Source organism: Xenorhabdus ehlersii (assembly GCF_003610465.1).
GTDB lineage: Bacteria > Pseudomonadota > Gammaproteobacteria > Enterobacterales > Enterobacteriaceae > Xenorhabdus > Xenorhabdus ehlersii.
The window spans coordinates 757,666-779,508 of sequence record NZ_RAQI01000002.1 but is presented as its reverse complement, the minus strand read 5'-3'; the positions used below and the strand labels follow the sequence as shown (position 1 = coordinate 779,508).

The 21,843-nt window shown below is 41.4% G+C and carries 19 protein-coding genes, 4 pseudogenes and 1 riboswitch; of the genes and pseudogenes, 11 read left to right on the top strand and 12 right to left on the bottom strand.

Features of this window, described 5'->3' with window-relative positions; genetic code table 11:
* Window positions 1–30: 30 nt before the first annotated feature.
* The 8 genes and pseudogenes from BDE27_RS09505 to rluE all read right to left on the bottom strand — a co-directional run bounded on the left by BDE27_RS09505 (window position 31) and on the right by rluE (window position 8,102).
* A pseudogene (locus BDE27_RS09505) lies at window positions 31–1,153 on the bottom strand (ribosomal protein uL16 3-hydroxylase).
* A gap of 110 nt (window positions 1,154–1,263) precedes the next feature.
* The gene (phoQ, locus tag BDE27_RS09500) at window positions 1,264–2,724 is read right to left on the bottom strand and encodes a two-component system sensor histidine kinase PhoQ (protein WP_099131395.1); all 1,461 of its coding nucleotides are present in this window, start codon (window positions 2,722–2,724) and stop codon (window positions 1,264–1,266) included.
* Entirely contained in the window at window positions 2,717–3,400 is a 684-nt protein-coding gene (gene phoP / locus BDE27_RS09495; RefSeq protein WP_099131394.1) for a two-component system response regulator PhoP, read from the bottom strand. The genes phoQ and phoP overlap by 8 nt, the downstream gene beginning before the upstream one ends.
* A 368-nt stretch (window positions 3,401–3,768) precedes the next feature.
* Window positions 3,769–5,139, bottom strand: coding sequence for an adenylosuccinate lyase (gene purB, locus BDE27_RS09490; protein ID WP_099131393.1), 1,371 nt, complete (start codon window positions 5,137–5,139; stop codon window positions 3,769–3,771).
* 82 nt (window positions 5,140–5,221) lie between these two features.
* Complete coding sequence (gene hflD / locus BDE27_RS09485; protein WP_099131392.1) at window positions 5,222–5,848, bottom strand: high frequency lysogenization protein HflD; 627 nt, start codon at window positions 5,846–5,848, stop codon at window positions 5,222–5,224.
* A gap of 2 nt (window positions 5,849–5,850) precedes the next feature.
* Window positions 5,851–6,954 carry a tRNA 2-thiouridine(34) synthase MnmA gene (mnmA, locus tag BDE27_RS09480; RefSeq protein WP_099131391.1) on the bottom strand — a complete coding sequence of 368 codons (1,104 nt, stop codon included), beginning with the start codon at window positions 6,952–6,954 and terminating at the stop codon, window positions 5,851–5,853.
* A gap of 73 nt (window positions 6,955–7,027) precedes the next feature.
* Window positions 7,028–7,480, bottom strand: a complete 453-nt coding sequence (locus tag BDE27_RS09475) for an NUDIX hydrolase (RefSeq protein WP_099131390.1) — start codon at window positions 7,478–7,480, stop codon at window positions 7,028–7,030.
* Complete coding sequence (gene rluE, locus BDE27_RS09470) at window positions 7,473–8,102, bottom strand: 23S rRNA pseudouridine(2457) synthase RluE (RefSeq protein WP_099131389.1); 630 nt, start codon at window positions 8,100–8,102, stop codon at window positions 7,473–7,475. The genes BDE27_RS09475 and rluE overlap by 8 nt, the downstream gene beginning before the upstream one ends.
* A 140-nt stretch (window positions 8,103–8,242) precedes the next feature.
* On the opposite strand from rluE, the gene icd reads away from it, so the two are divergent.
* On the top strand, window positions 8,243–9,496 hold the full coding sequence (gene icd / locus BDE27_RS09465) for an NADP-dependent isocitrate dehydrogenase (RefSeq protein WP_099131388.1): 1,254 nt from the start codon (window positions 8,243–8,245) through the stop codon (window positions 9,494–9,496).
* 95 nt (window positions 9,497–9,591) lie between these two features.
* On the opposite strand, the pseudogene BDE27_RS19910 reads toward icd, so the two are convergent.
* A pseudogene (locus BDE27_RS19910) lies at window positions 9,592–9,795 on the bottom strand (site-specific integrase); the annotation flags it as partial.
* A 119-nt stretch (window positions 9,796–9,914) separates the two neighbouring features.
* Between BDE27_RS19910 and BDE27_RS20410 the strand changes: the two are divergent.
* The 3 genes and pseudogenes from BDE27_RS20410 to BDE27_RS20405 form a co-directional block, all read left to right on the top strand.
* A pseudogene (locus BDE27_RS20410) lies at window positions 9,915–9,995 on the top strand (IS1 family transposase); the annotation flags it as partial.
* A 125-nt stretch (window positions 9,996–10,120) separates the two neighbouring features.
* On the top strand, window positions 10,121–10,504 hold the full coding sequence (locus BDE27_RS09450) for a putative signal transducing protein (protein WP_099131387.1): 384 nt from the start codon (window positions 10,121–10,123) through the stop codon (window positions 10,502–10,504).
* Between the two features lie 280 nt (window positions 10,505–10,784).
* Window positions 10,785–11,099, top strand: coding sequence for an IS1 family transposase (locus BDE27_RS20405; RefSeq protein WP_099131386.1), 315 nt, complete (start codon window positions 10,785–10,787; stop codon window positions 11,097–11,099).
* On the opposite strand, the gene BDE27_RS09440 is transcribed toward BDE27_RS20405, so the two are convergent.
* Window positions 11,018–11,392, bottom strand: coding sequence for a hypothetical protein (locus BDE27_RS09440; protein WP_099131385.1), 375 nt, complete (start codon window positions 11,390–11,392; stop codon window positions 11,018–11,020). The two genes, BDE27_RS20405 and BDE27_RS09440, sit on opposite strands and share 82 nt — an antisense overlap.
* Window positions 11,393–11,595: 203 nt before the next feature.
* On the opposite strand from BDE27_RS09440, the gene BDE27_RS09435 reads away from it, so the two are divergent.
* Window positions 11,596–13,106 (top strand): IS3 family transposase gene (locus BDE27_RS09435; RefSeq protein ID WP_099131384.1). Its coding sequence is split into 2 segments (ribosomal slippage): window positions 11,596–12,058 and window positions 12,058–13,106, totalling 1,512 coding nucleotides; the frame shifts between segments, so codons are not numbered across the junction.
* 5 nt (window positions 13,107–13,111) lie between these two features.
* Here the strand turns inward: BDE27_RS09435 and BDE27_RS09430 are convergent.
* Window positions 13,112–13,384, bottom strand: a pseudogene (locus BDE27_RS09430) (PliI family lysozyme inhibitor of I-type lysozyme); the annotation flags it as partial.
* 1,405 nt (window positions 13,385–14,789) lie between these two features.
* Between BDE27_RS09430 and BDE27_RS09420 the strand changes: the two are divergent.
* Complete coding sequence (locus tag BDE27_RS09420) at window positions 14,790–16,244, top strand: alanine/glycine:cation symporter family protein (RefSeq protein WP_099131381.1); 1,455 nt, start codon at window positions 14,790–14,792, stop codon at window positions 16,242–16,244.
* A 224-nt stretch (window positions 16,245–16,468) separates the two neighbouring features.
* Window positions 16,469–17,299, top strand: coding sequence for an N-acetylmuramoyl-L-alanine amidase (locus tag BDE27_RS09415; RefSeq protein WP_187652306.1), 831 nt, complete (start codon window positions 16,469–16,471; stop codon window positions 17,297–17,299).
* 123 nt (window positions 17,300–17,422) lie between these two features.
* Here the strand turns inward: BDE27_RS09415 and BDE27_RS09410 are convergent, their stop codons facing one another.
* Complete coding sequence (locus BDE27_RS09410; RefSeq protein WP_099118784.1) at window positions 17,423–17,809, bottom strand: helix-turn-helix domain-containing protein; 387 nt, start codon at window positions 17,807–17,809, stop codon at window positions 17,423–17,425.
* A 185-nt stretch (window positions 17,810–17,994) separates the two neighbouring features.
* On the opposite strand from BDE27_RS09410, the gene mgrB reads away from it, so the two are divergent.
* The 4 genes from mgrB (at window position 17,995) to cspE (ending at window position 21,606) form a co-directional block, all read left to right on the top strand.
* Entirely contained in the window at window positions 17,995–18,150 is a 156-nt protein-coding gene (gene mgrB, locus BDE27_RS09405; protein WP_099131379.1) for a PhoP/PhoQ regulatory lipoprotein MgrB, read from the top strand.
* A gap of 308 nt (window positions 18,151–18,458) precedes the next feature.
* The gene (locus tag BDE27_RS09400; RefSeq protein WP_099131378.1) at window positions 18,459–19,823 is read left to right on the top strand and encodes an amino acid permease; all 1,365 of its coding nucleotides are present in this window, start codon (window positions 18,459–18,461) and stop codon (window positions 19,821–19,823) included.
* A gap of 256 nt (window positions 19,824–20,079) precedes the next feature.
* Window positions 20,080–20,777 (top strand): IS1 family transposase gene (locus tag BDE27_RS09395; RefSeq protein WP_244208671.1). Its coding sequence is split into 2 segments (ribosomal slippage): window positions 20,080–20,329 and window positions 20,329–20,777, totalling 699 coding nucleotides; the frame shifts between segments, so codons are not numbered across the junction.
* Between the two features lie 619 nt (window positions 20,778–21,396).
* On the top strand, window positions 21,397–21,606 hold the full coding sequence (gene cspE / locus BDE27_RS09390) for a transcription antiterminator/RNA stability regulator CspE (RefSeq protein ID WP_099131377.1): 210 nt from the start codon (window positions 21,397–21,399) through the stop codon (window positions 21,604–21,606).
* Between the two features lie 124 nt (window positions 21,607–21,730).
* Window positions 21,731–21,823, top strand: a riboswitch (TPP riboswitch).
* Window positions 21,824–21,843: the final 20 nt, after the last annotated feature.

Below are 21,843 nucleotides of genomic sequence, written 5' to 3'. Positions count from 1 at the left end.
GGGGCAATCCATCTTGCCCCGTGGTCTGGATTAATCATTAAAATACCAATAACCGCTATTGACTAAGGCCGTAAGCAGGCTGATAAATCGGACATCATCGATAGCATCGCCCAGAAGTTCAGCATTAACTTTGTCATATTGGCAAAGGGCATCAGTGGCATGAATATGAGGGGTATCCATCAATTCCCCATTGACAAAACATTGCTCGTCAACCCGCAGGACGCGCAGGCCACTCAATCGATTTAATTCTTCACCTTGTTTCAATAAATCATAAATCTCATCGCTCTCATAAGGAGGTTCAGGCGGTGCCAGATCTAATTCGTGGCGCGATTGAGAGATAAATTCACCAAACCAATGTTGGAAAGTTTCTGGTTGTTCCAACAATTCACGCATCATTGAGCGCAGTGTGTCCAACTCGTTTGTCTGGATTTGGGCTGGGTTATCACGGAATGTCAGTCCAGGATCACTGTAGCGATGGTTTCCCAGCTCGTTTGCCAGAATATAATCAGCAAATCCACTAAATAATTCACGGGCATTGGGGGCTCGGAATCCTACAGAATAGTTCAGTGAATCCTCAATAGCATAGCCTTCGTGTGGGAAACCCGGTGGAATATAGAGTATATCGCCCGGTAACATCTCTTCATCAATAATTGCCTCAAAAGGCTCAACCTGCAATAAATCAGGGTGAGGGCAATGTTGTTTCATGGAAATTTTTTCACCTACCCGCCAGCGTCTGCGCCCTTTTCCTTGAATGATAAAAACATCATATTGGTCAAGGTGTGGGCCGACACCGCCGCCGGGTACGGAGAACGAGATCATCAAATCATCCATGCGCCAGTCAGACAGTACACGGAATGGCTTCATAAGCGCAGAAGAGGGGATATGCCAATGGTCAACGGCTTGTACAAGCAAAGACCAGTTTTTTTTCGCCTAAATGGTCGTAGGTTTCAAATGGTCCGTGGGAAACTTCCCAGCGCCCATTTTTCTGACTGACCAAACGGCTATCGATTTCATTTTCCATCGCCAGTCCCGCCAGCTCATCGGGGGAAAGGGGATCAATAAACTGATGGAAACCCTGTTTAATCAGCAATGGTCGTTTTTGCCAATGGTTTTGCAAAAACGCTTGCCAGTCCAGATTTAGCTGATAATCCATGGTGACATCCTGAAGTGAGAAGTGAATTTCGCGCTATTATAACGAATAGTCAATGACGATATCAGATTTGGTTGAAATATTTTAAGATTGTGCTAACGATCGCCTGATCGTTATTGTGTGGTGGCCGCATTATGCTGGGCGCGAAATATCACGCTCATCCTGGCGCCGCCAAGTGGACTATCATCAATGCTAATATCACCTGCATATTGTTCGACAATTTCAGACGCTATCGATAAGCCAAGGCCCTGGCCTGATCGTAATGTGTCAGCTCGTAATCCCCGCTGAAAAATCATTTCTCGCTCATCAGGGAGAACACCTAATCCATCATCATCGACAATAATGGTGACTGAATTTTCTCCCATTGTGGCGGTGATTTTCACCAATTTTAGGCAATATTTACAAGCATTATCCAGAATGTTTCCCATCACTTCCAGAAAGTCATTTTTTTCCCCTAGCCATGTTACTTCAGGAGAGATATCTAGCATAATTTTGATGCCCTTATGTTGATATACCTTGGTTAGGGCACTGATTAGTCCATCCAGCAAGATTGGGACAGAAGAAATTTGTCTCAGAAGTAAGCTGTGGTCGCTGCGCATATTGGCTCTGTGTAGATAATAGCCGATTTGTTGGGATATCCGGTCAATTTGTTCAAGCATAATGGGTTCAGCTTGTTCAATGGTCAGCTTTTGAGGGAGACGCAGAGAGCGCAGGGTTGATTGCAATACCGCTAGAGGTGTTTTCAGGCTATGCGTCAAATCCGAGAGTGTCGTGTGATATTTTGCGTAACGTTTACGTTCATTGGATAGCAAGTTGTTTAAATTTCTGACCAGCCCTTTTAATTCCGTGGGAGGATTCTCATCCAGTTCTTTCCTTTCCCCATTTTCTAATGAACTGATCTGGGTAATTAAGGATTTTATTGGTCTAAGGCTCCAGTCAGCGGCAAGCCAGATTAATGGAATGATAAGAAGTAAGTTAGCAATTAGCACATATCCAAACCATTCCCATACTTTTGCTGATTCCTGTACATCTTGTGGGATGGTATCAATGATAACAATGGTTATGGCAGGCAGTTTGTTAGTGGCAGGATAAATATTTACAGCAACTGAGTAGGTTAATAACACGTCCTTACCATTTTCTGCCTTTTTTGCATTATCTTGATTTGGTGTTGTTGGATTATAGAAAAAATCCCCTTTTTCTTTAAAATACGCTTCTAGTGTATATAAGCCATCTTTTTTCAGCCAATCAGGATCAATCATTTTTTCCAATTCAGACACATTATTCTGACGCCAAAGAATATTCCCATCATTATCATAGATCAGTGCTAATGAGCGGTAATTCATGGAAAAATCTTTGGGAACAAGGATTTCTAGCTTGTTATTTTGCCATCTGGCTAATGTGAAAAAGAGATTACTTTGGCTACGGAGTATGGAATAGCTTGTTTTGTCAAAACTGACTAAATATCCAGCGATAGCAACAATGCCATATGATAGTGTCAATGCAAGAATAATAGCAGCCGTAGCCATGAGAAACCGTGTTCTCAAAGAAAAAGGTTTTTCAGAGAACTTAAGCATTATAAGATTTCACATCGAAGCGATACCCTTGACCACGAACAGTGACAATGACCTCTTCCGGCCATTCATTCAATATTTTTTTCCTCAAACGCCCCATTAATACATCAATTGTATGACTCTCGCGTAATTCAGCGTCTGGATACAATTGTCGCATTAGCGTTTCTTTACTAACAACTTTGCCATTATTGCGCATTAAGGTTTCGATAATAATGTATTCAAAGGCGGTCAACTTAATATTGGTTTCATTGATAGAAAATTCCTTTCTTGAGAGATTGATTAAAAATGGTGATATCTCAACTAACTGTGACGCCAAACCACTATTGCGTCTCATTAATGCTTGTATGCGGGCATTAATTTCTTCCAGATGAAAGGGCTTAGTAACATAATCATCAGCGCCCGCGTTTAGCACATTGACTTTTTCTTGCCAGCTTTCACGAGCGGTGAGAACAAGGACAGGTAAATTAATTTGCTCACTGCGCCAGCGCCGTAACATGCTAAGGCCATCTTCTCCCGGTAATCCTAAATCAACGATAGCAATATCAGGGTGACTCTCTTTAAGATAATAATCTGCTTCTTTAGCGTTCTCCGCAGCATCAACTTGATGTCCAATATCCCGTAATTGTACGGTTAAGTGATGGCGAAGTAATGCGTTATCTTCAACGATCAATATCCGCATAATGATTCCTTATGCTAATCAGTAATTAATGTTTATCAAATAAATTTAAAATAGCTAAGTAATCAATTTCGTCAATAAAGATTAAATAAAATTATAGGTATATGATTATGAGTAAACTAAGTATAGTAACTATTTAGCTTTTGTTGGTATATTAATGATTGGTGCATTTAAAAACAAATGGTTAGGTTGAAATAGCAAATAAATTTACAATTTATTTAACTTCTATATAAGTTCATATACTCAATAGTATTCAGGTTGCCACGTGGCGGCAGGGAGTCTGTTAGGATTACGCAGTTGGTGTGAAATTGCAGCACAAAAATCGCGCATGAGCGGGATAGAACCCGCCCATTTATGTGGATAAACACAGGTTATTTTAACTGGTCAGCCAGTGAAGTAGCGTATCCAATGTAATTTGCTGGCGTCATGGATTTGAGGCGCTCTTTTTCCGCTTCAGGAAGCTCAAGGCCATCAATAAACGCTTTCATACCTTCAGCATCAACACGTTTACCACGAGTCAGTTGTTTCAGTTTTTCATACGGCTTTTCAATGCCATAACGGCGCATGACCGTCTGGATAGGCTCTGCCAATACCTCCCAATTGCTATCCAGTTCATTCAGTAAGTGCTGTTCATTGACTTCCAGCTTATTCAACCCCTTCATAGTGGATTGATAAGCAATCAATGCATATCCCAGACCTACGCCCAGATTACGCAATACTGTTGAATCTGTCAGGTCACGCTGCCAGCGAGAAACAGGCAGTTTACTGGCAAGATGTCCTAGGACCGCATTTGCCATGCCCAGGTTTCCTTCTGAGTTTTCGAAATCAATTGGATTGACTTTATGTGGCATAGTAGAAGAACCAATTTCCCCGGCAATGGTTTTTTGCTTGAAATGGTTCAAGGCGATGTAGCCCCAGATATCGCGATCAAAATCGATGAGGATAGTGTTGAAACGCGCCACACAATCAAACAGTTCTGCAATGTAATCATGGGGTTCAATTTGAGTGGTATACGGGTTCCACTGAATCCCCAAAGAGGTCACAAATGACTCACTGAATTGGTGCCAGTCAATTTGTGGATAGGCTGACAAGTGGGCATTGTAGTTACCAACCGCCCCGTTGATTTTGCCCAGAACTTCTACCTGCTCAAGCTGACGGAATTGACGCTTCATACGATAGGCCACGTTAGCAAATTCTTTGCCGACAGTGGAAGGAGTGGCAGGTTGACCGTGGGTGCGCGATAGCAGTGGCAGATCGCGATAATCATGTGCCATGCATGTGATGGTATCGATTATTTGGCGCCATTGAGGCAGCAGAACTTCTTCACGGGCTGTTTTTAGCATCAAGGCATGCGACAGGTTATTAATATCTTCTGATGTGCAGGCAAAATGAATAAATTCTGCAACTTGATGCAGGGCGGGGATATGCGCGACTTTTTCTTTCAGAAAATACTCAACAGCCTTAACGTCGTGATTGGTTGTGCGCTCAATTTCTTTAATACGCAATGCGTCCTGTTCATTGAAATTTGCAATAATTTCATCGAGGTAAGCGTTTGCGTTGGCATCAAAAGCAGGAACTTCTTTGATTTCTGTTGTTGCGGCCAGTTTTTGCAGCCAACGTACTTCGACTTGCACACGGAATTTTAGTAAGCCGAACTCACTAAAAATAGCGCGTAGTGCGCTGACTTTATCGCCGTAACGGCCATCAATTGGAGAAACAGCGGTCAGTGAGGATAATTCCATTGGTAGCAACTCCCGGATTTTATTTAACAATTTATGTTTAACAGCTTAGATTTAACAGTTTTTCGCTAACAGTTTTTATCATCTAACAGTTAGCAAGGATCTCTTTTGCCTGTTGGAGCAGGCGCTGACGAGAAAACATGATTTGCAGGCGGCTACCGCCAATTTGTTGCCATAAAACGGCACTGCGGATACCGGCCAGCAACCCAGATCTGACTTTTGCCTGAATCAACGAATTACGTAATACGTCAGGTGAACCCGTCACCTGAATGCGTGGTCCCAGCGGGCTGATAACATCGACATAAATTCCAGCCAGGGCGTTGAGTATTCCCTCTGACATAGGTTCAAAATAAACTTGCTGGCGTTCTAATTGTTCAATGCGATTTGCTAATTGATTGACGGCAGATGGATTTTTATTCAAGCGACGTTCCAGTGCCATCAAACTCAGCATATAGCGGGTAAGATCGGCAGAAACGCCACTATGTGAACCATTGAACATACCCAACATGGCGTCAAGGCCAACACGCAGGTTGCAGGCGTTATTGCCGAAGACATCCAGCGTGGATGTTGGATTCATGTTCAGGACACTGTTGATCATGATCTCAAAAGCATCAGTATCACACTGGCCTTCATGGGCAAGTTTTTGTACCAGACGGCCTGACTGGCAGATACCTGCCAGAGCCAGTGTAATATCGTAATAATTTTTAGCCACAACTACTCCTGTATACGTTGTTCGATCACGCCACCACCGAGACAGATTTCACCTTGATAAAACACGGCTGATTGACCAGGGGTGACAGCGGCAACAGGGCTATCAAAACGAACCTCAATTTTACCTTCGCTCAGAGGGACGACAGTGCAGGGAATATCATGCTGACGATAGCGTGTTTTGACTACACAGCGCATTTCTGCTTGCAGGGGTTGGCGATCAACCCAATGAAGTTGCTGGGCAATCAAACCGACAGACATCAGGCGAGGGTGCTCATGGCCTTGGGCAACAATCAGTATGTTATTCTCGACATCTTTATCAACGACATACCAGGGTTCTTCACTGCCATTTTTCGTTCCCCCAATCCCTAGTCCTTTGCGCTGGCCGAGTGTATGGTACATCAAGCCAATATGTTGGCCGATGGTCTGTCCATCCACGGTCATAATTGGGCCAGGCTGGGCGGGTAAATAGCGCCCAAGGAAATCACGGAACTTACGCTCACCAATAAAGCAGATGCCCGTCGAATCTTTTTTCTTTGCAGTGACCAGGCCAATTTCTTCGGCAATGCGGCGTACTTCGGGTTTTTCCAATTCCCCTACAGGAAACAGGCTTTTGGCAACTTGCTGGTAGCTTAAGGTATATAAGAAATAGCTTTGATCTTTGTTGTCATCCAGGCCACGGAGCAATTGGCTCATGCCGTTCACATCCCGGCGACGGACATAATGCCCGGTTGCGATATAGTCAGCCCCTAAATCCTCTGCGGCAAACTCTAAAAATGCTTTGAATTTGATTTCTTTATTGCAAAGAATGTCCGGATTTGGGGTTCTGCCTGCTTTATATTCAGCAAGAAAATGTTCGAATACATTATCCCAATACTCGGCTGCAAAATTGATGGTATGCAGCTCTATGCCCAGTTTGTCACAAACGGCTTGGGCATCGGCAAGATCGGTGGCAGCCGAGCAATACTCTTCACTATCGTCTTCTTCCCAGTTTTTCATGAACAGGCCAGCAACCTGGTAGCCCTGCTGTTGCAGAAGGTAGGCGGAAACGGATGAATCAACACCGCCGGACATGCCGACAATGACTTTTTTCTGGCTGTTATCTGACATGGATATATCTCACTGCGGAAAAAAACAAACGCAATACTTTAGCACGTTGGCAACCAAGGTGCACCAAACGTCTTCATTTGACGAAAGGTGAACCATAATAATCCAGTATCGATAGTGGATAAGCTTTGTGCTCCAGGTAGCAAAGAAGACTTTCGGCGACCAGAGGGGAGCGTAACTGTGAACTATTAAGGATTTCTTCTGCACTTAACCAGTGGCAGCAATGGATATCGTTATCTTGTGGATTGGTGTCCATGATTTCTTCCATTTCAACCAAGAATAGAAAACGGATAAATGGGGTTCTGTCCGGTGCAATCCATTGGTGCAATTTCAAAAATGCTTGTGGTTGTGCACGAATTCCGGTTTCTTCCCATAATTCCCGTTCAGCGGCTTCTAGTAATGTTTCATCCGCTTCAAGATGGCCTGCGGGTTGATTCCACAGAGGCTTGCCGTTGATCAACTCTTCAACAACTAAAAACTTATTTTTTGCATGAACAATGCAGGCAACCGTGACGTGTGGACTAAACAAGATTAATTTCTCTCCATTCTCCAGGGGATAGTGAGTCTAATTGTATCGAACCCATACTAAAACGGATTAGGCGCAGTGTAGGATAACCCACATGAGCGGTCATCCTACGTACTTGCCGATTGCGTCCTTCATATAATGTAATTTTAAGCCAACTGACCGGAATGCTTTTTCGTTCCCGGATAGGAGGTGTCCTCTCCCAGAGCCATTCAGGCTCTTCCACTAATTCAGCGCCGGCGGGCAAAGTCGAACCATCTTTCAATAAAACGCCGTTACGAAGTTTATTCAGAGCCGTTTCATCAGGAATGCCCTCGACTTGAACATAATAAACTTTAGCGGTTTTTTTATCGGGTTGAGTCAATTTAGCCTGCAATTTGCCATCATTGGTCAACACCAGCAAACCTTCACTATCACGATCCAGACGACCAGCGGCATAGACATCAGTAAACGGGATAAAATCTTTTAACGTTGTTCTTCCCCCCTCATCGGTAAATTGGGGTAAGACATCATAAGGTTTGTTAAAAATCAACACCCGACGAGGGCCGATTAGTTTTTTTATGGTTCTGTTATTTTTTCTCTGGCTGAATCGGTTAAGTTGGCGTTTTTTAAAAGAGATATTTGTCATGATAAGCCATAGTTAAAAATTAAGGGGCGTATTATACCTTAAATCTGTGACCGTTGGCGTTTGCAGAATATTCAAGTAATATTGACACGTCCCTTACAAAAAATTAACAAGGCATTGCGCTTATTTGAAAGGAGAGGTTAATGGAAAGCAAAGTAGTTGTTCCGGCGGAAGGTAAAAAAATTACTATTGATGCCAAAGGTAAATTAAGTGTTCCGAATAACCCTATTATCCCTTATATCGAAGGGGATGGCATTGGTGTTGATGTTACGCCGGTCATGCTAAAAGTTGTTGATGCTGCGGTTCAGAAAGCGTATAGCGGTGAGCGCAAAATTTCCTGGATGGAAATCTACACAGGTGAGAAATCCACGCATGTTTATGGTAAAGATGTTTGGTTGCCAGATGAAACGTTAGATTTGATCCGTGAATACCGTGTTGCTATCAAAGGCCCTCTGACAACACCAGTAGGTGGTGGTATCCGTTCGCTGAACGTCGCACTGCGTCAGCAATTGGATCTGTATGTCTGCCTGCGTCCGGTACGTTACTATCAAGGCACGCCAAGCCCTGTTAAGCAGCCTGAATTGACCGATATGGTTATTTTCCGCGAAAACGCTGAAGATATTTATGCGGGTATTGAGTGGAAAGCAGGTTCAGCGGAAGCGGACAAAGTGATTAAATTCCTGCAAGATGAAATGGGGGTTAATAAGATCCGTTTCCCTCAACAGTGTGGTATTGGTATAAAACCTTGCTCAGAAGAAGGCACTAAACGTTTAGTACGTGCCGCGATTGAATATGCCATTGATAATGACCGTGAATCAGTCACTCTGGTTCATAAAGGCAATATCATGAAATTCACTGAAGGTGCTTTCAAAGACTGGGGTTATGAACTGGCTCGCACTGAATTCGGCGGAGAATTGTTGGATGGTGGTCCGTGGGTTAAGATCAAGAATCCTAAAAATGGCAAAGATATCATTATCAAGGATGTCATTGCAGATGCTTTCTTGCAACAGATCCTGCTGCGTCCGGCGGAGTATGATGTTATCGCTTGTATGAACCTGAATGGTGATTACATTTCTGATGCCCTGGCTGCACAGGTGGGTGGCATCGGTATTGCTCCAGGCGCAAACATTGGCGACGAATGCGCGTTGTTCGAAGCAACACACGGTACTGCACCTAAATATGCGGGTCAGGATAAAGTCAACCCTGGTTCTGTGATCCTTTCCGCTGAAATGATGTTACGCCACATGGGATGGTTCGAAGCCGCAGACCTCATCGTTAAGGGAATGGAAGGCGCGATTGCCGCGAAGACCGTGACTTACGATTTTGAGCGCCTGATGGAAGATGCTAAGCTGCTGAAATGTAGCGAGTTCGGCGATGCTATCATTTCTCACATGTAACAGTCACTGATTGAAATAGATAACGGGGACTTAATGGTTCCCGTTGTTTTTAGCGATGTAAAAAATCTTCTGTAAAACAGGTTGTGATTTGACCATTATTTCACTGCCAAAACAGCCCAACCTTTACCTCTATCATCATGGTACTTATCCGTCATTGATTGGCTCCTATGCCCTAGTAATGTTTTCGTATCGACTCCTTGTTCTCGATAGAGACGTTCCGATAGTGACCTTTGCTCATGGAAACTAGGTGGTGTTCCTTTATCCCATTTGAGATCTGTCTCATCACGGATTTTTTTGAAAACTGGAGGTGATAGCATTAGCGGATAATCAAAATGCCAACAATGCAAATGACAATGCCAATACTCGTTTAGCTAAAGACCAGAACGGCGCAGATATCCCCAACAAACCGGAGTTTGTGAAAAACCTCGGTTATTCAAAATCACCTGAAATGCATGACAAAATCATCGGCACTTTCATTGAACGTGAATATTATGTTTGAGGGCGATCAACGCTTTGAATACATGACCCCTTAGAGTCATGACCGTTTTGTTATCATTAAACAATGAAAGGATAATGCAATGATAGGCTATACTGATTTATAAATCATCTGATCATGGTGTGCTTATGTGGAATAGTCATCCTCAGAGAGGAAATATGCAATTATTAGCGAATTTCCTATCGCCAATAGATGCCTACATCGTTTTGGGCAGGATGTTATCAGAAGATATTTATGCAATAGTGATGGATGAAGGTATTGTATGGAATAACTATATGTATTCCCAGGCATTTGGTGGTGTTAAACTGCTTGTCCACCATGCTGATATAGAGCACGCAAAAGCAATACTTGCTGAAATTGATAATAATAAATTCTTGTTAGATACAGCAGAGTCTAATCAGGACAATAAGAAAAAATCACCTTTTCAATATCGCTTCTCTGTATTAATAAATACTTTTTTAGTACTTTTATTGTTTTTAATATTGGGTATAGCATTACCATTGAAAAACTAAAACTCATTCGTCCTATTTAACCTTATGTTGGAAGATAAATTGCATAAGTATGTAAGGTCATGCCTCCAATAGTTAGATGGTTATGATATACTTCCTCTATTTAATCGATAAGACATGGCTACTGTTGAAATTTGTTGTCATTATTGTCATAAACCAGATGATGTAAAAGGTCATGATACCGGAAATAGGGGGCAACCTCGGTATCACTGTTATGCCTGCCGCAAGACCTTTTAAATGACGTATACCTATCAAGCCTGTAAACCTGGCATGAAAGAGCAACTTGTCTCGGGAGCCACGTCTTAAATGTGCCATTGCCCATGTCTTGAGGGATCGGAGTTGGGAAACACTCAACAAGCTTCTGGATTTATTAACCCCTTTTAACATCAAGCTTTACTGTGCAGATGGTTACTCCGCCTATGACCTTTTTCCTAAAGAAAAACATTGGATTGGGAAAATATTCACACAGCGAATAGAGCGACACTATAATATAGTACGTCGCTCTACAAGAAGATTTTATTTTGTACTGTTAGATAAAGCATGTTTTGTTTGTACTTTACATGCCTCAACAGATTTATCCAGTGATTCGTCAAAATGACGCGTGCTTAGGAAGGCTTGTTTATTTTTTCTGACTTCTGTGACAGTTTGTTTGATAGATGTAATAAATTCATCCTTGTTGCTATGGATCTCTTTAAGATCAAATCCCTTGCTAGTTAATTCATTGAACGCCTTTTGCGCTATCGTGTCGGGTGAGTCATGGGTTTTAAATGCTTCTACAGAGGCTTTCCCGAACAAGTTACAATAAATTTCTGCAGTTTTATCTGCATTAGCATGTGCGGCATATGAGAAGAATGGGGTAAGGAAAATTGGCAATAATAAAAGATGTTTCATAATTTCCTCTTGAGCGACTATATCACGATAGTGGTGACAACTTTAACAGGAACGACAACATTAACAATAGTACATAATTCAACGCTTGTGCCGAATCTCAGCGGATAGCAATTTTAAGTGAGGAGATGATTATTAAGGTTTCTGCTCTACCCTCTCTGTCAGCATAGTTGTCACCCCCACTAACAACGCTGATAGAGAAAAAAATGACACGTATTTCACCCGAGCGTAAATCTGCCGCGCTGGCTAAATTGTTACCGCCGTACAACATGACTGTCGCCGCCGTTGCACAGATGGAAGGCATATCGGAAGCCACCCTGTATAATTGGCGTAATCAGGCAAAAGCAGAAGGAAAACCCGTGCCCGGCGCAGACAAAACCCCAGAACAATGGCCCGCAGAAGCCCGGCTGGCGGTCATTATTGAAACGGCCACACTCAGTGCCACTGAATTAGCCGAATATTGCCGTAAAAAAGGGCTCTATCCTGAGCAAATTCAGCAGTGGAAACAGGTGTTCTTACAAGTGCCTGCCCGTGACGATAAGGCGGCATTAAAACAGAGCCAGAAAGAAAACAAACAACTGAAACGTGAACTGGCCCGTAAGGAAAAAGCCCTGGCGGAGGCGGCAGCGATACTGGTTTTGCGAAAGACGTTGCAGGCACACTTCGGGACGGACAACGAGGAAGACTGACCGGTGTTGCGGATCGTCAGGTGATTAGAGATGCGGTGAGCAAGGCGGCCGAGGCGGGTGCCCGGTTGACGGTCGCGCTTAAAGAGATCCCTTTGAGCCTGCGCACCTGGCGGCGCTGGCAAAAGAACCCGGAAGACCGGCGGCCGTTGGCTGTCCGGCCCAAGTCGGCAAACCGATTAACCCCAGAAGAAGAGCAACAGATATTGGCCGTTTGTCACCAGCCGGAATATGCCAGCTTACCACCGTCCCAAATCGTGCCACGATTAGCCGATAACGGCATCTATCTGGCGAGTGAATCCACTTTTTATCGAGCATTACGACGTCATGGTGAGGTTCACCAGCGTGGGCGGAAGCGCACGGCAGACAAAAGAGGGAAACCGACCACATGGGAAGCGACAGCGCCAAATCAGCTCTGGGCGTGGGATATTACCTGGATCCCGTCAACGGTAAAAGGCCGCTGGTTTTATCTGTATATGATACTCGATATTTTCAGCCGGAAAATTGTCGGTTATGAAGTCCATGAAGCCGAGAGTGGTGAGTTAGCGGCGGAGCTGGTACAGACAGTCTGGCAGGAGAAAGGCTGGCGTGAACCACTGATACTGCATGCTGACAATGGTGCCGCGATGAAATCACAAACCCTACAGGTCAAACTTCAGGAACTGGCTATTACGCCATCACACAGCCGCCCACGGGTCAGCAATGATAATGCCTATGCAGAATCGCTGTTCCGGACGCTGAAATATGTGCCGGCGTGGCCGGAGAGCGGCTTCAATGCTCTGACACAAGCGCGTGTCTGGGGGGATAATTTTACCGACTGGTATAACGAGGAGCACCGTCATAGCGGGATAAATTATGTGACACCGGGTCAACGGCACAGAGGTGAAGACAAAGTAATTTTAAAACAGCGGGATGCCGTTTATCGTCAAGCTAAGCTCACACACCCGGAACGCTGGTCGCGCCGCACAAGAAACTGGCAGTGGGTAGAAGCAGTGACGTTGAATCCCGAGCGAGAAAAACGGTCTGCTTAAATTCATTAATGGGGCCAACTATGTTGACAATTACCGTCTATGCATTTTCCTCTTTTGCATACTGCATGGAGTGACTTAATAGGATCATTGTTTCCGTTTATATAGATACGGGTGAGAAGCTTGACATTTTTCTTGGAAATTTTGAGTGCATCGACTTCAAGATAATTTCCAGAACCCGCTGTAAGTTTGGAAACAATGAGTTCTTTGGCGCCATCACCATCAATATCGGCAAATTTGATCCTCGGAGTGCCATTATCTTCAAATACCGAGCGGTCACGTTCTAGAGTAGGAATAACAATAGCTTTCATTATATTACTTATGCGCATAAGCACCGCTCCGTCGTCTACTGTCTTGTTTTAACAAATGTATGGGGTGATTTATATCGTAGCACGAATTTGGGAAGACCATATTCCTAAAGGAAAGGACAGCTTGATACCTATTTAGTATGAGTATATAGATATTAATGATGATATGGATATTGGGAATATAATGTTAAATTCCAAAAATTAAATATTAGATTATCTTATTGTTTTGTATTTAAGGGAAAATGCGTTCTTTATGATAGAGAGTAAGATAATATTTTGTAACACAGGCTATTTTTGTTGTGATGACTGAATTTTATTCAGATGGAGGTTATGGTGTTATCATTAACGGGAGTGATGGCTCCCGTTTTTTATTAACTTCGACATATATTAGGCTCTACGTGCTATTTTTTTCTATTTTTTCCACAATCTTATTGTATTCTTTCCAAACAACAGATACTGGTGAGCTCAAACAGCAGATAGAGATTGAACCACCTGTTGCAGGATGATATTCATACTTTGATTTTCCTCTGTAAACTCTCTTGGGCAGTATGTTGTCTGCGGGATTCTTTCTTTTTCGCTCTAACATCAATTATAACCTCACTTGCAGATTATCTGATGGCCAGATAGTGGATCATTAATATATTATTAACCTGTTATTGTTGTTTCCTATTGTAAAAATAACAACTGAAAATTTTAATATGCAATGGTGGCTTTTTCCAACTATCACAGTATTAAAATTTAATAATCTCATTTTAAGTGAAATATTACTATATGTTTCCGTAAATATTAGAAATTTCAAGATTAAATTTTGTAATTACCCCAATTTTTTTAATGAATTTGGTTATTACTACATTAGTGATATAGCAGTGCGTGATTATCTAAATTTGTTCTATGTATTTTGTTTGGCATGACATTAATAACCTCTAATTAACATATGTTCTATATGTTGTGGGCATTGGAATAGGTATTAGATTGACGCTGTTTTTAATAGGTTGTATTTTGGTTGCCAACTGGTTTCGTATTTTGAGTCCAATTGTTAATTTATCTATGCTTCTTACTTATATATGGGAATAAAATTTCTGGGTATTTTTTGTGCTAAAAATGTAATTAAATGGCTTGAAATAAGAAATGAAGCGTTTATGGATAACAAGACAAATGTTCAATAATGCTAAAGTAAATGTAAAAATTTCATTAAAAGTTACCCATTGAAATAAATATTGTGTTACATTCTTTCCGCTTTAATGGCTTGTATCTCTGTGTTTTTCGTATACAGAATTATGTTGCTTGTTAATTATAAAAGGAATTAAGCACAATAAAATTTCGCCGAATACGGCACTATGGTCAGCTAATGTTTGCTAATTAGTAAGGGGAAAATATCTTGACGGATCTGATTAACTTCATTAACAACATTCTTTGGGACTATGTACTGATATACCTTCTCCTTGGGGTTGGTCTTTACTTCACACTGCGTTCTGGTTTTATACAACTTCGCCAATTTGGCCACATGTTTTCAGTTCTGAAAAATAGTAATAAGTCGGATGATTCTGGCATTTCATCTTTTCAGGCCTTGTGTACCAGCCTTGCTGCTCGTGTAGGAACCGGTAACTTAGCAGGAGTTGCCATTGCAATTACTGCCGGTGGACCAGGGGCTGTTTTCTGGATGTGGGTAGTGGCATTTATTGGTATGGCGACTGCCTTTGTGGAAAGCACGCTTGCCCAGTTGTACAAGACGAAAGACGATCAAGGAAATTATCGCGGTGGCCCGGCTTACTACATGGAAAGAGGGTTGAAGAAGCGATGGATGGGAATTCTGTTTTCATTCTTCCTTATTATCGCGTTTGGTCTTGTATTTAATGCTGTTCAGGCAAACTCAATTGCGGAAGCGGCTGCCTTTGCTTTTAATATCAAACCAATTTATGTCGGTATCGTATTAGTCATTATCAGTGGTGTAATTATTTTCGGCGGGCTGCGTTCTATCGCTCGGGTAGCGGAATTTGTTGTACCATTTATGGCGATTACTTATTTTATTCTGGCACTTTGGGTTGTTGGCCACAATATTGAACGTATCCCAGCGGTATTTGCACTGGTTATCAAGAGTGCCTTTGGCATTCAGGAGGCGATAGCGGGAACATTAGGCTACGGCATTTCCCAGGCAATGCTTCAGGGGGTTCAACGCGGATTATTCTCGAATGAAGCGGGGATGGGTTCTGCGCCAAATGCGGCAGCATCAGCTTCTCCATATCCACCACATCCAGCCTCTCAGGGTTATGTGCAGATGTTGGGGGTATTTATGGATACCATCGTTATCTGTAGTGCGACGGCTATGATTATCCTCTCTTCTGGTGTTCTTAACGAAAATGTTACTGCGATCAGTGGGATTGAATTAACTCAGCGAGCATTGTCATCCGCTGTTGGACATTGGGGAACGATGTTCGTTGCGATTGCGATTTTCTTCTTTGCCTTTACGTCGATTATTGCCAATTACGCTTATGCTGAAAGCAACATGATATTCCTGGAACGTAACCACACTGCTGGCTTATTTATTCTGCGGTTGGCTGCGTTGGGTATGGTGATGTTTGGTACATTGGCGGACGTGCCTCTGGTTTGGAATATGGCTAACCTATCAATGGCGTGTATGGCTATTGTTAACTTGATTGCCATACTTATGTTGTCAGGTATCGCGATGAAACTGGCGAAAGATTATAACCAGCAGAGAAAATCAGGCAAATTACCGACATTCAATATTAATAGCTACCCAGAGATCCAACAGCAAGTTGAAAAAGGTATTTGGGATAATGATGCACCACATAATGGCGAGAAAAGTAATTGCTGATACTGAAATGTCTATATAGTCTATCTATAGGATATCAGTAACAAAAGATGGCTCGTATCAAGTAACTTTATTAGCCAGCTATTCGTTCGTTCCGCGAATAGCTGGCTTTTATTTGTTCTTAAAAACATGCGGATAAGTAAAAGAACACCACATCTCTTTTTGTTTGATCTAATATATAATCATCATAATGTTATCTTTTTCTGTAAAATAGCTGACCGATCATGATAAAACGATTAATAATATGCATCTTTATCACGTTGTTGATTGGTTGTTCTTATTCCCCTAAGCGAGAAAGTAGAAATGGTTATATTGTTGACCATTCCTATCCTTATTCGACCAAGCAAGATATTGACTCAATTAGATTTCTTGTCCTTCACTATACTGCGTTAGATGATCAAAGATCTTTACGGGAATTAACGGGGGGCCGCGTTAGTATTCATTACCTTATTCCTTCGCAACCGAGGTATCAGGATAAAGAGCCGATTATTTTCCAATTGGTTTCAGAAAAGGAAAGGGCATGGCATGCGGGAAAGAGTGAGTGGAATGGATACCAAAGTTTGAACCGCTATTCTATTGGTATTGAAATTGTCAATTGCGGATTTAAACAAGAGTTTATTAAAAAAGAATGGTGTTCATATCACCCATTACAAATTGACGCAGTTATCAGATTGGCAAAAGAGATTATGCACAGGCATAAGATCCAGGCTGTGAATGTTGTGGGTCATAGCGATATTGCACCACTGAGAAAAGAAGATCCTGGACCTGTTTTTCCGTGGCGTGAACTTTATGAACAGGGGATTGGTGCTTGGCCCGATCATGCAACAGTGAATAAATATTTGGCGGGTAGGGTAGCGGGTATGCCGGCGTCAGTAATATCAGTTCAGAAAGCACTGGCCCTTTATGGTTATAGTATCCCTCAGACGGGAGTTTTGGATAGCGCCACTTATAAAACTATTCAAGCATTTCAGATGCATTTTCGCCCGTCAGACATTAGCGGCATTCCCGATGCAGAAACGGAAGCGATAGCTCTGGCATTGGTCGAAAAATATCAATAACGATTTATGTTTAACAATATCAAGCTATATAAAAACAGAATGATGCTTTTCGGAAAGAAGAAGTGGATATAAGTAAGTTGAGACATGGCGGCCATGATGAATGGCCGCTAACGATACCAAGTTTTATGATTCGCAGTTGTAAGTTAAATGTAGTGGAAGCTTAACTTCAAGTTCAATATCTGTACTTTGGCGAAAATCATAAGGTGTAATGCCGTACTCTTTACGGAACATATAGGTGAAATGGGATTGGGAGCCAAACCCGAAATCCAGGGCAATATCAAAAATAGGCAAAGAACTATTTTTCAACAGATAAACAGCGCCAGCTAAGCGTCGTTGACGGATGTACTTCCCAAGAGATATGCCGGTAACTTCCTTGAATATTTTCTGCATGTGCCAAAGTGAATAGCCAGAATAAGCAGCAAGCTCTTCAAGATGAATGACACGGCCAAGATGGTTTTCTATCCATTTACTCAGTGCGCATACAAGTGCTAAGTGGTTATCTTGTGCCATTACAATTTTAAATTGGTTGAAGGTTGGGGAAGTATACACAACTTCTTTTCAAGATGACAAAACCCATCATTAATAGGGGGTACAGTGATTAGATAAAAAACTTTAATACACTATTATCAGTCTATCATATGATAACCTCCTATAATATTTTATTATAAAGTTAACTACAATGAAATAATCCTAAGGTGACCTCATTGAATACTAAAAAAATCCTTTTAGCTCTGTGCTTGATATTGATATGTTTGTTTTTGTATTTGTTAGCGTTGGACGTACACTGTGAGCAAGGTAATGATGTGTTCGAATTAGGTGTTTGTTCCATCACCCGATACTTACCTTTTTGACATTCAATCAACCATTATTCTGCCTGCATGTGTGTTAATATGTATTTGCAGTATTCATTCTTTGTAAATGGTGTTTTAATATCCACCTGATACGAAATAACAAACACAATACTGCGTTAAATTAGTAAATAACTCAATCACATATAATATGTTGAAGGAATTATGTTGAGGAAATTTGAACTCGGCAGATTTTGCGCAATTTGAGAAGAGTAGGAGAATTTCTGGCTCTATTCAGGTACAAAGATTCAAAACAACAAATAAAACAACTTTAATGAGACGGATTCTAAGCATCATAAAAAGAGGATTAGATGGCAGAACAACAAGAACAACAATCTACGCTTAAGCGTGGTTTAAAGAACAGGCATATTCAGCTTATTGCTCTCGGCGGTGCAGTAGGAACGGGGTTATTTTTAGGTATTGCCCAAACCATTAAAATGGCAGGGCCTTCAGTGCTTCTTGGGTATGCGCTCGGCGGATTTATCGCATTTTTAATTATGCGCCAACTGGGCGAAATGGTTGTTGAAGAGCCAGTCGCAGGGTCATTTAGCCACTTTGCTTATAAATATTGGGGAAATTTTGCCGGTTTTCTATCAGGCTGGAATTATTGGGCAATGTTTATTTTGGTTGGAATGGCAGAATTAACGGCTGTTGGTATGTATATCCAGTATTGGTGGCCGGAAGTTCCAACATGGGTTTCTGCCGCAATATTCTTTGTACTGATCAATCTCGTCAATCTAATTAATGTTCGGTTATATGGTGAGACCGAATTTTGGTTCTCTATCATTAAAGTCAGTGCTATCGTCGGGATGATTATCTTTGGGAGTTATTTGCTGATTAGCGGTAATGGTGGCCCACAGGCAAGTATCACCAACTTGTGGCAGCAGGGCGGCTTTATGCCAAATGGGTTTTCTGGCTTGATTATGGCGCTGGCTGTGATCATGTTTTCATTTGGTGGCCTGGAAATGGTAGGCATTACCGCAGCAGAAGCAGAAAATCCTGAGAAAAATATTCCAAAAGCCACTAACCAGGTTGTTTATCGCATCTTGCTGTTCTATATCGGTTCATTGGCTATTTTGCTGTCGTTGTATCCGTGGGAGAAGGTGGTAGAAGGCGGTAGCCCATTCGTTTTGATTTTCCATGATCTGGATAACTTCTGGGTAGCGAATGTGCTGAATGTGGTGGTACTAACGGCGGCGTTGTCTGTTTATAACAGTGGTGTGTATTGTAATAGCCGGATGTTGTATGGTTTGGCTAAACAAGGTAATGCGCCTCATGCACTCACAAAAGTTAACAAACGCAATGTACCTGTCTTGTCTATTGGTTTATCAGCGCTGGCAACATCAATTGGTGTATTAATTAACTATGTTATACCCGGTAAGGCATTTGAGTTGCTAATGGCATTAGTGGTAACAACACTGGTCATTAACTGGATTATGATTTGTTGTGCTCATTTGAAATTCCGTTCAGCTAAAGATAAAGAAGGTGTCAAGACGAAATTTCAGGCACTGTGGTATCCATTTGGAAACTATCTGTGTTTAGTATTCCTGGCATTCATTCTCATCATTATTCTAATGATGCCACCAATTCGTATTTCAGTTATCTTGATGCCATTTTGGATTGGTGTCTTATGGATTGGTTATTTGATTGTTCGCTCAAAAAAGGCTAAGAGATAAGCAGATTAGTTGCCAATCCATGCCATGCTTTTTCAGCCGAGTATATTATGCCCGGCTGATTGTTATTGTCAGTGCTAAATAATACATTACCGTTATTTTATGTAACTAAACGCCATTATCTGGTGAATTCCATTTTTAATAAAATATTATTTCTGTATTTTCTCCATAATTCAGAATAAGAGTGTTTATACTCTTTTTTGGGTTGTGATATCAATTTATTGATCATGTATAATCTTTCTATTTGGAGAACATTCAAATGGCAAAGATTGATGTAACCTGCCCCGCTTGTCGTGCGTTTAAAGGGATCCATCGCAATGGGCGCTCACGTTCTGGTCATCAGCGTTATCTTTGCCAATCCTGCCGTCATTCCTGGCAACTTGAGTTCACTTATGCCGCATGTCGCCCCGGAACCCATAAGCAAATCGTCGATATGGCCATGAATGGCCTGGGATGTCGGGCGACAGCGCGGGTGATGGGGATTGGCCTAAATACCGTGCTTCGCCACTTAAAAAGCTCAAACCCAAATCGGTAACAGAAGCCATTGCACCCGGCACCGAAGTAATTATCTGCTGTGAAATGGATGAACAATGGTCGTACGTGAAGTCAAAGAAACCGCCGCGCTGGCTCTTTTACGCCTACGACAGGACAAGACGAAAAGTGATCGCACATGTTTTTGGTTCAAGGACAAAGAAAATATTAATGCGCCTGATGGCCTTGCTGGCACCTTTCAATATCGTTATTTATATGACAGATGGCTGGAAAAGTTATGAAAAAGCATTGGCAGGGAAACTGCATGTGGTCAGTAAGCGTTATACCCAACGTATAGAGAGGCATAATCTGAACCTTCGTCAGCATTTGGCAAGACTGACGCGAAAAACATTATCTTTTTCAAAATCCATAGAAATGCATGACAGAGTTATAGGATATTATCTGAACATTCATCACTATCAATAAATTGTAGTCATAACCCTTTTTTGGGCAATGTAGTTTCATTTTAGACTCTAACAACTCCAGCAAAATGTACTTTATGAGATTAATAAATCGTATGAGAAAGATCATATGGATGAATAGTAAAAAATCATCCTACAAATATTATAATTGAATAATATTTAATAAATGATAAACAAAAAGTAAGTTGGTTACATGTAAAACGACTATATTGTCTGTTCAAAAATAATAAGTGAAATTAGCTATAATTTTTATAGTTATCTAAAATGAATTTTGCATAACGATAACTCTCTGGTCTACACCATAATAGATATGGAAAACAGTATTATGTATTAGTCTTATTAAAGGTATTTATTGGAGTGAACTTTTCTTTTTATGTGAATTCATGAGGTTATGTGACTTAAAAATTATTGAGTAATTTCAAATAAGAATAGAGATTAAGGATTTTAAATATGTGCGTTGGCTCGAGCACCTGAAAAAAATGGCTTGCGATTATATAAAGAGTATGTGATAAAACACATGGGTAAACGAAGTACTGTTCTGTTAATAAATAACAGCAACTAATACTGGTTTGTTTATTTTTATGCCAATAGGCTAATAAAGTGATTCAAAGGAAATTTTTGAAATGGCAAAAATCACTGGTACTGTGAAGTGGTTCAACGAGTCTAAAGGTTTTGGTTTTATTACTCCAACTAATGGTAGCAAAGATGTATTTGTACATTTTTCTGCAATTATGAAAGATGGATTTAAAACATTATCTGAAGGCCAACAAGTTGAGTTTGAAATTCAGGATGGCCCTAAAGGTCCTGCTGCTGCAAATGTCACAACTTTATAGTAATAAATTTAATTTGGCTGGTATCTAATTACTGGCTAAATCTATTTATCGTTAGTTTGGTTTTAATATCTGACGGTAACCTATTGCAAATATCACTCTATTGGAGTACTAATAGGGTGATTTTTATTTTGACTCGGGGCGTTCTTTACTGAACTGAGAAGTACCCGTATTACCTGATCTGGATAATGCCAGCGTAGGGAAGTCATGGTATCTCTTATTCCGATACCGCTTTTCTTT

Bases quoted from the DNA above. Each gene is read 5' to 3' on its own strand.
- BDE27_RS09400 (WP_099131378.1), top strand. From the start codon at position 18,459: ATGGCAGAACAACAAGAACAACAATCTACGCTTAAGCGTGGTTTAAAG.
- rluE (WP_099131389.1), bottom strand. From the start codon at position 8,102: ATGACAAATATCTCTTTTAAAAAACGCCAACTTAACCGATTCAGCCAG.
- phoQ (WP_099131395.1), bottom strand. From the start codon at position 2,724: ATGCTTAAGTTCTCTGAAAAACCTTTTTCTTTGAGAACACGGTTTCTC.
- BDE27_RS09450 (WP_099131387.1), top strand. From the start codon at position 10,121: ATGTGGAATAGTCATCCTCAGAGAGGAAATATGCAATTATTAGCGAAT.
- phoP (WP_099131394.1), bottom strand. From the start codon at position 3,400: ATGCGGATATTGATCGTTGAAGATAACGCATTACTTCGCCATCACTTA.
- icd (WP_099131388.1), top strand. From the start codon at position 8,243: ATGGAAAGCAAAGTAGTTGTTCCGGCGGAAGGTAAAAAAATTACTATT.
- BDE27_RS09440 (WP_099131385.1), bottom strand. From the start codon at position 11,392: ATGAAACATCTTTTATTATTGCCAATTTTCCTTACCCCATTCTTCTCA.
- cspE (WP_099131377.1), top strand. From the start codon at position 21,397: ATGGCAAAAATCACTGGTACTGTGAAGTGGTTCAACGAGTCTAAAGGT.
- purB (WP_099131393.1), bottom strand. From the start codon at position 5,139: ATGGAATTATCCTCACTGACCGCTGTTTCTCCAATTGATGGCCGTTAC.
- BDE27_RS09410 (WP_099118784.1), bottom strand. From the start codon at position 17,809: ATGGCACAAGATAACCACTTAGCACTTGTATGCGCACTGAGTAAATGG.
- mnmA (WP_099131391.1), bottom strand. From the start codon at position 6,954: ATGTCAGATAACAGCCAGAAAAAAGTCATTGTCGGCATGTCCGGCGGT.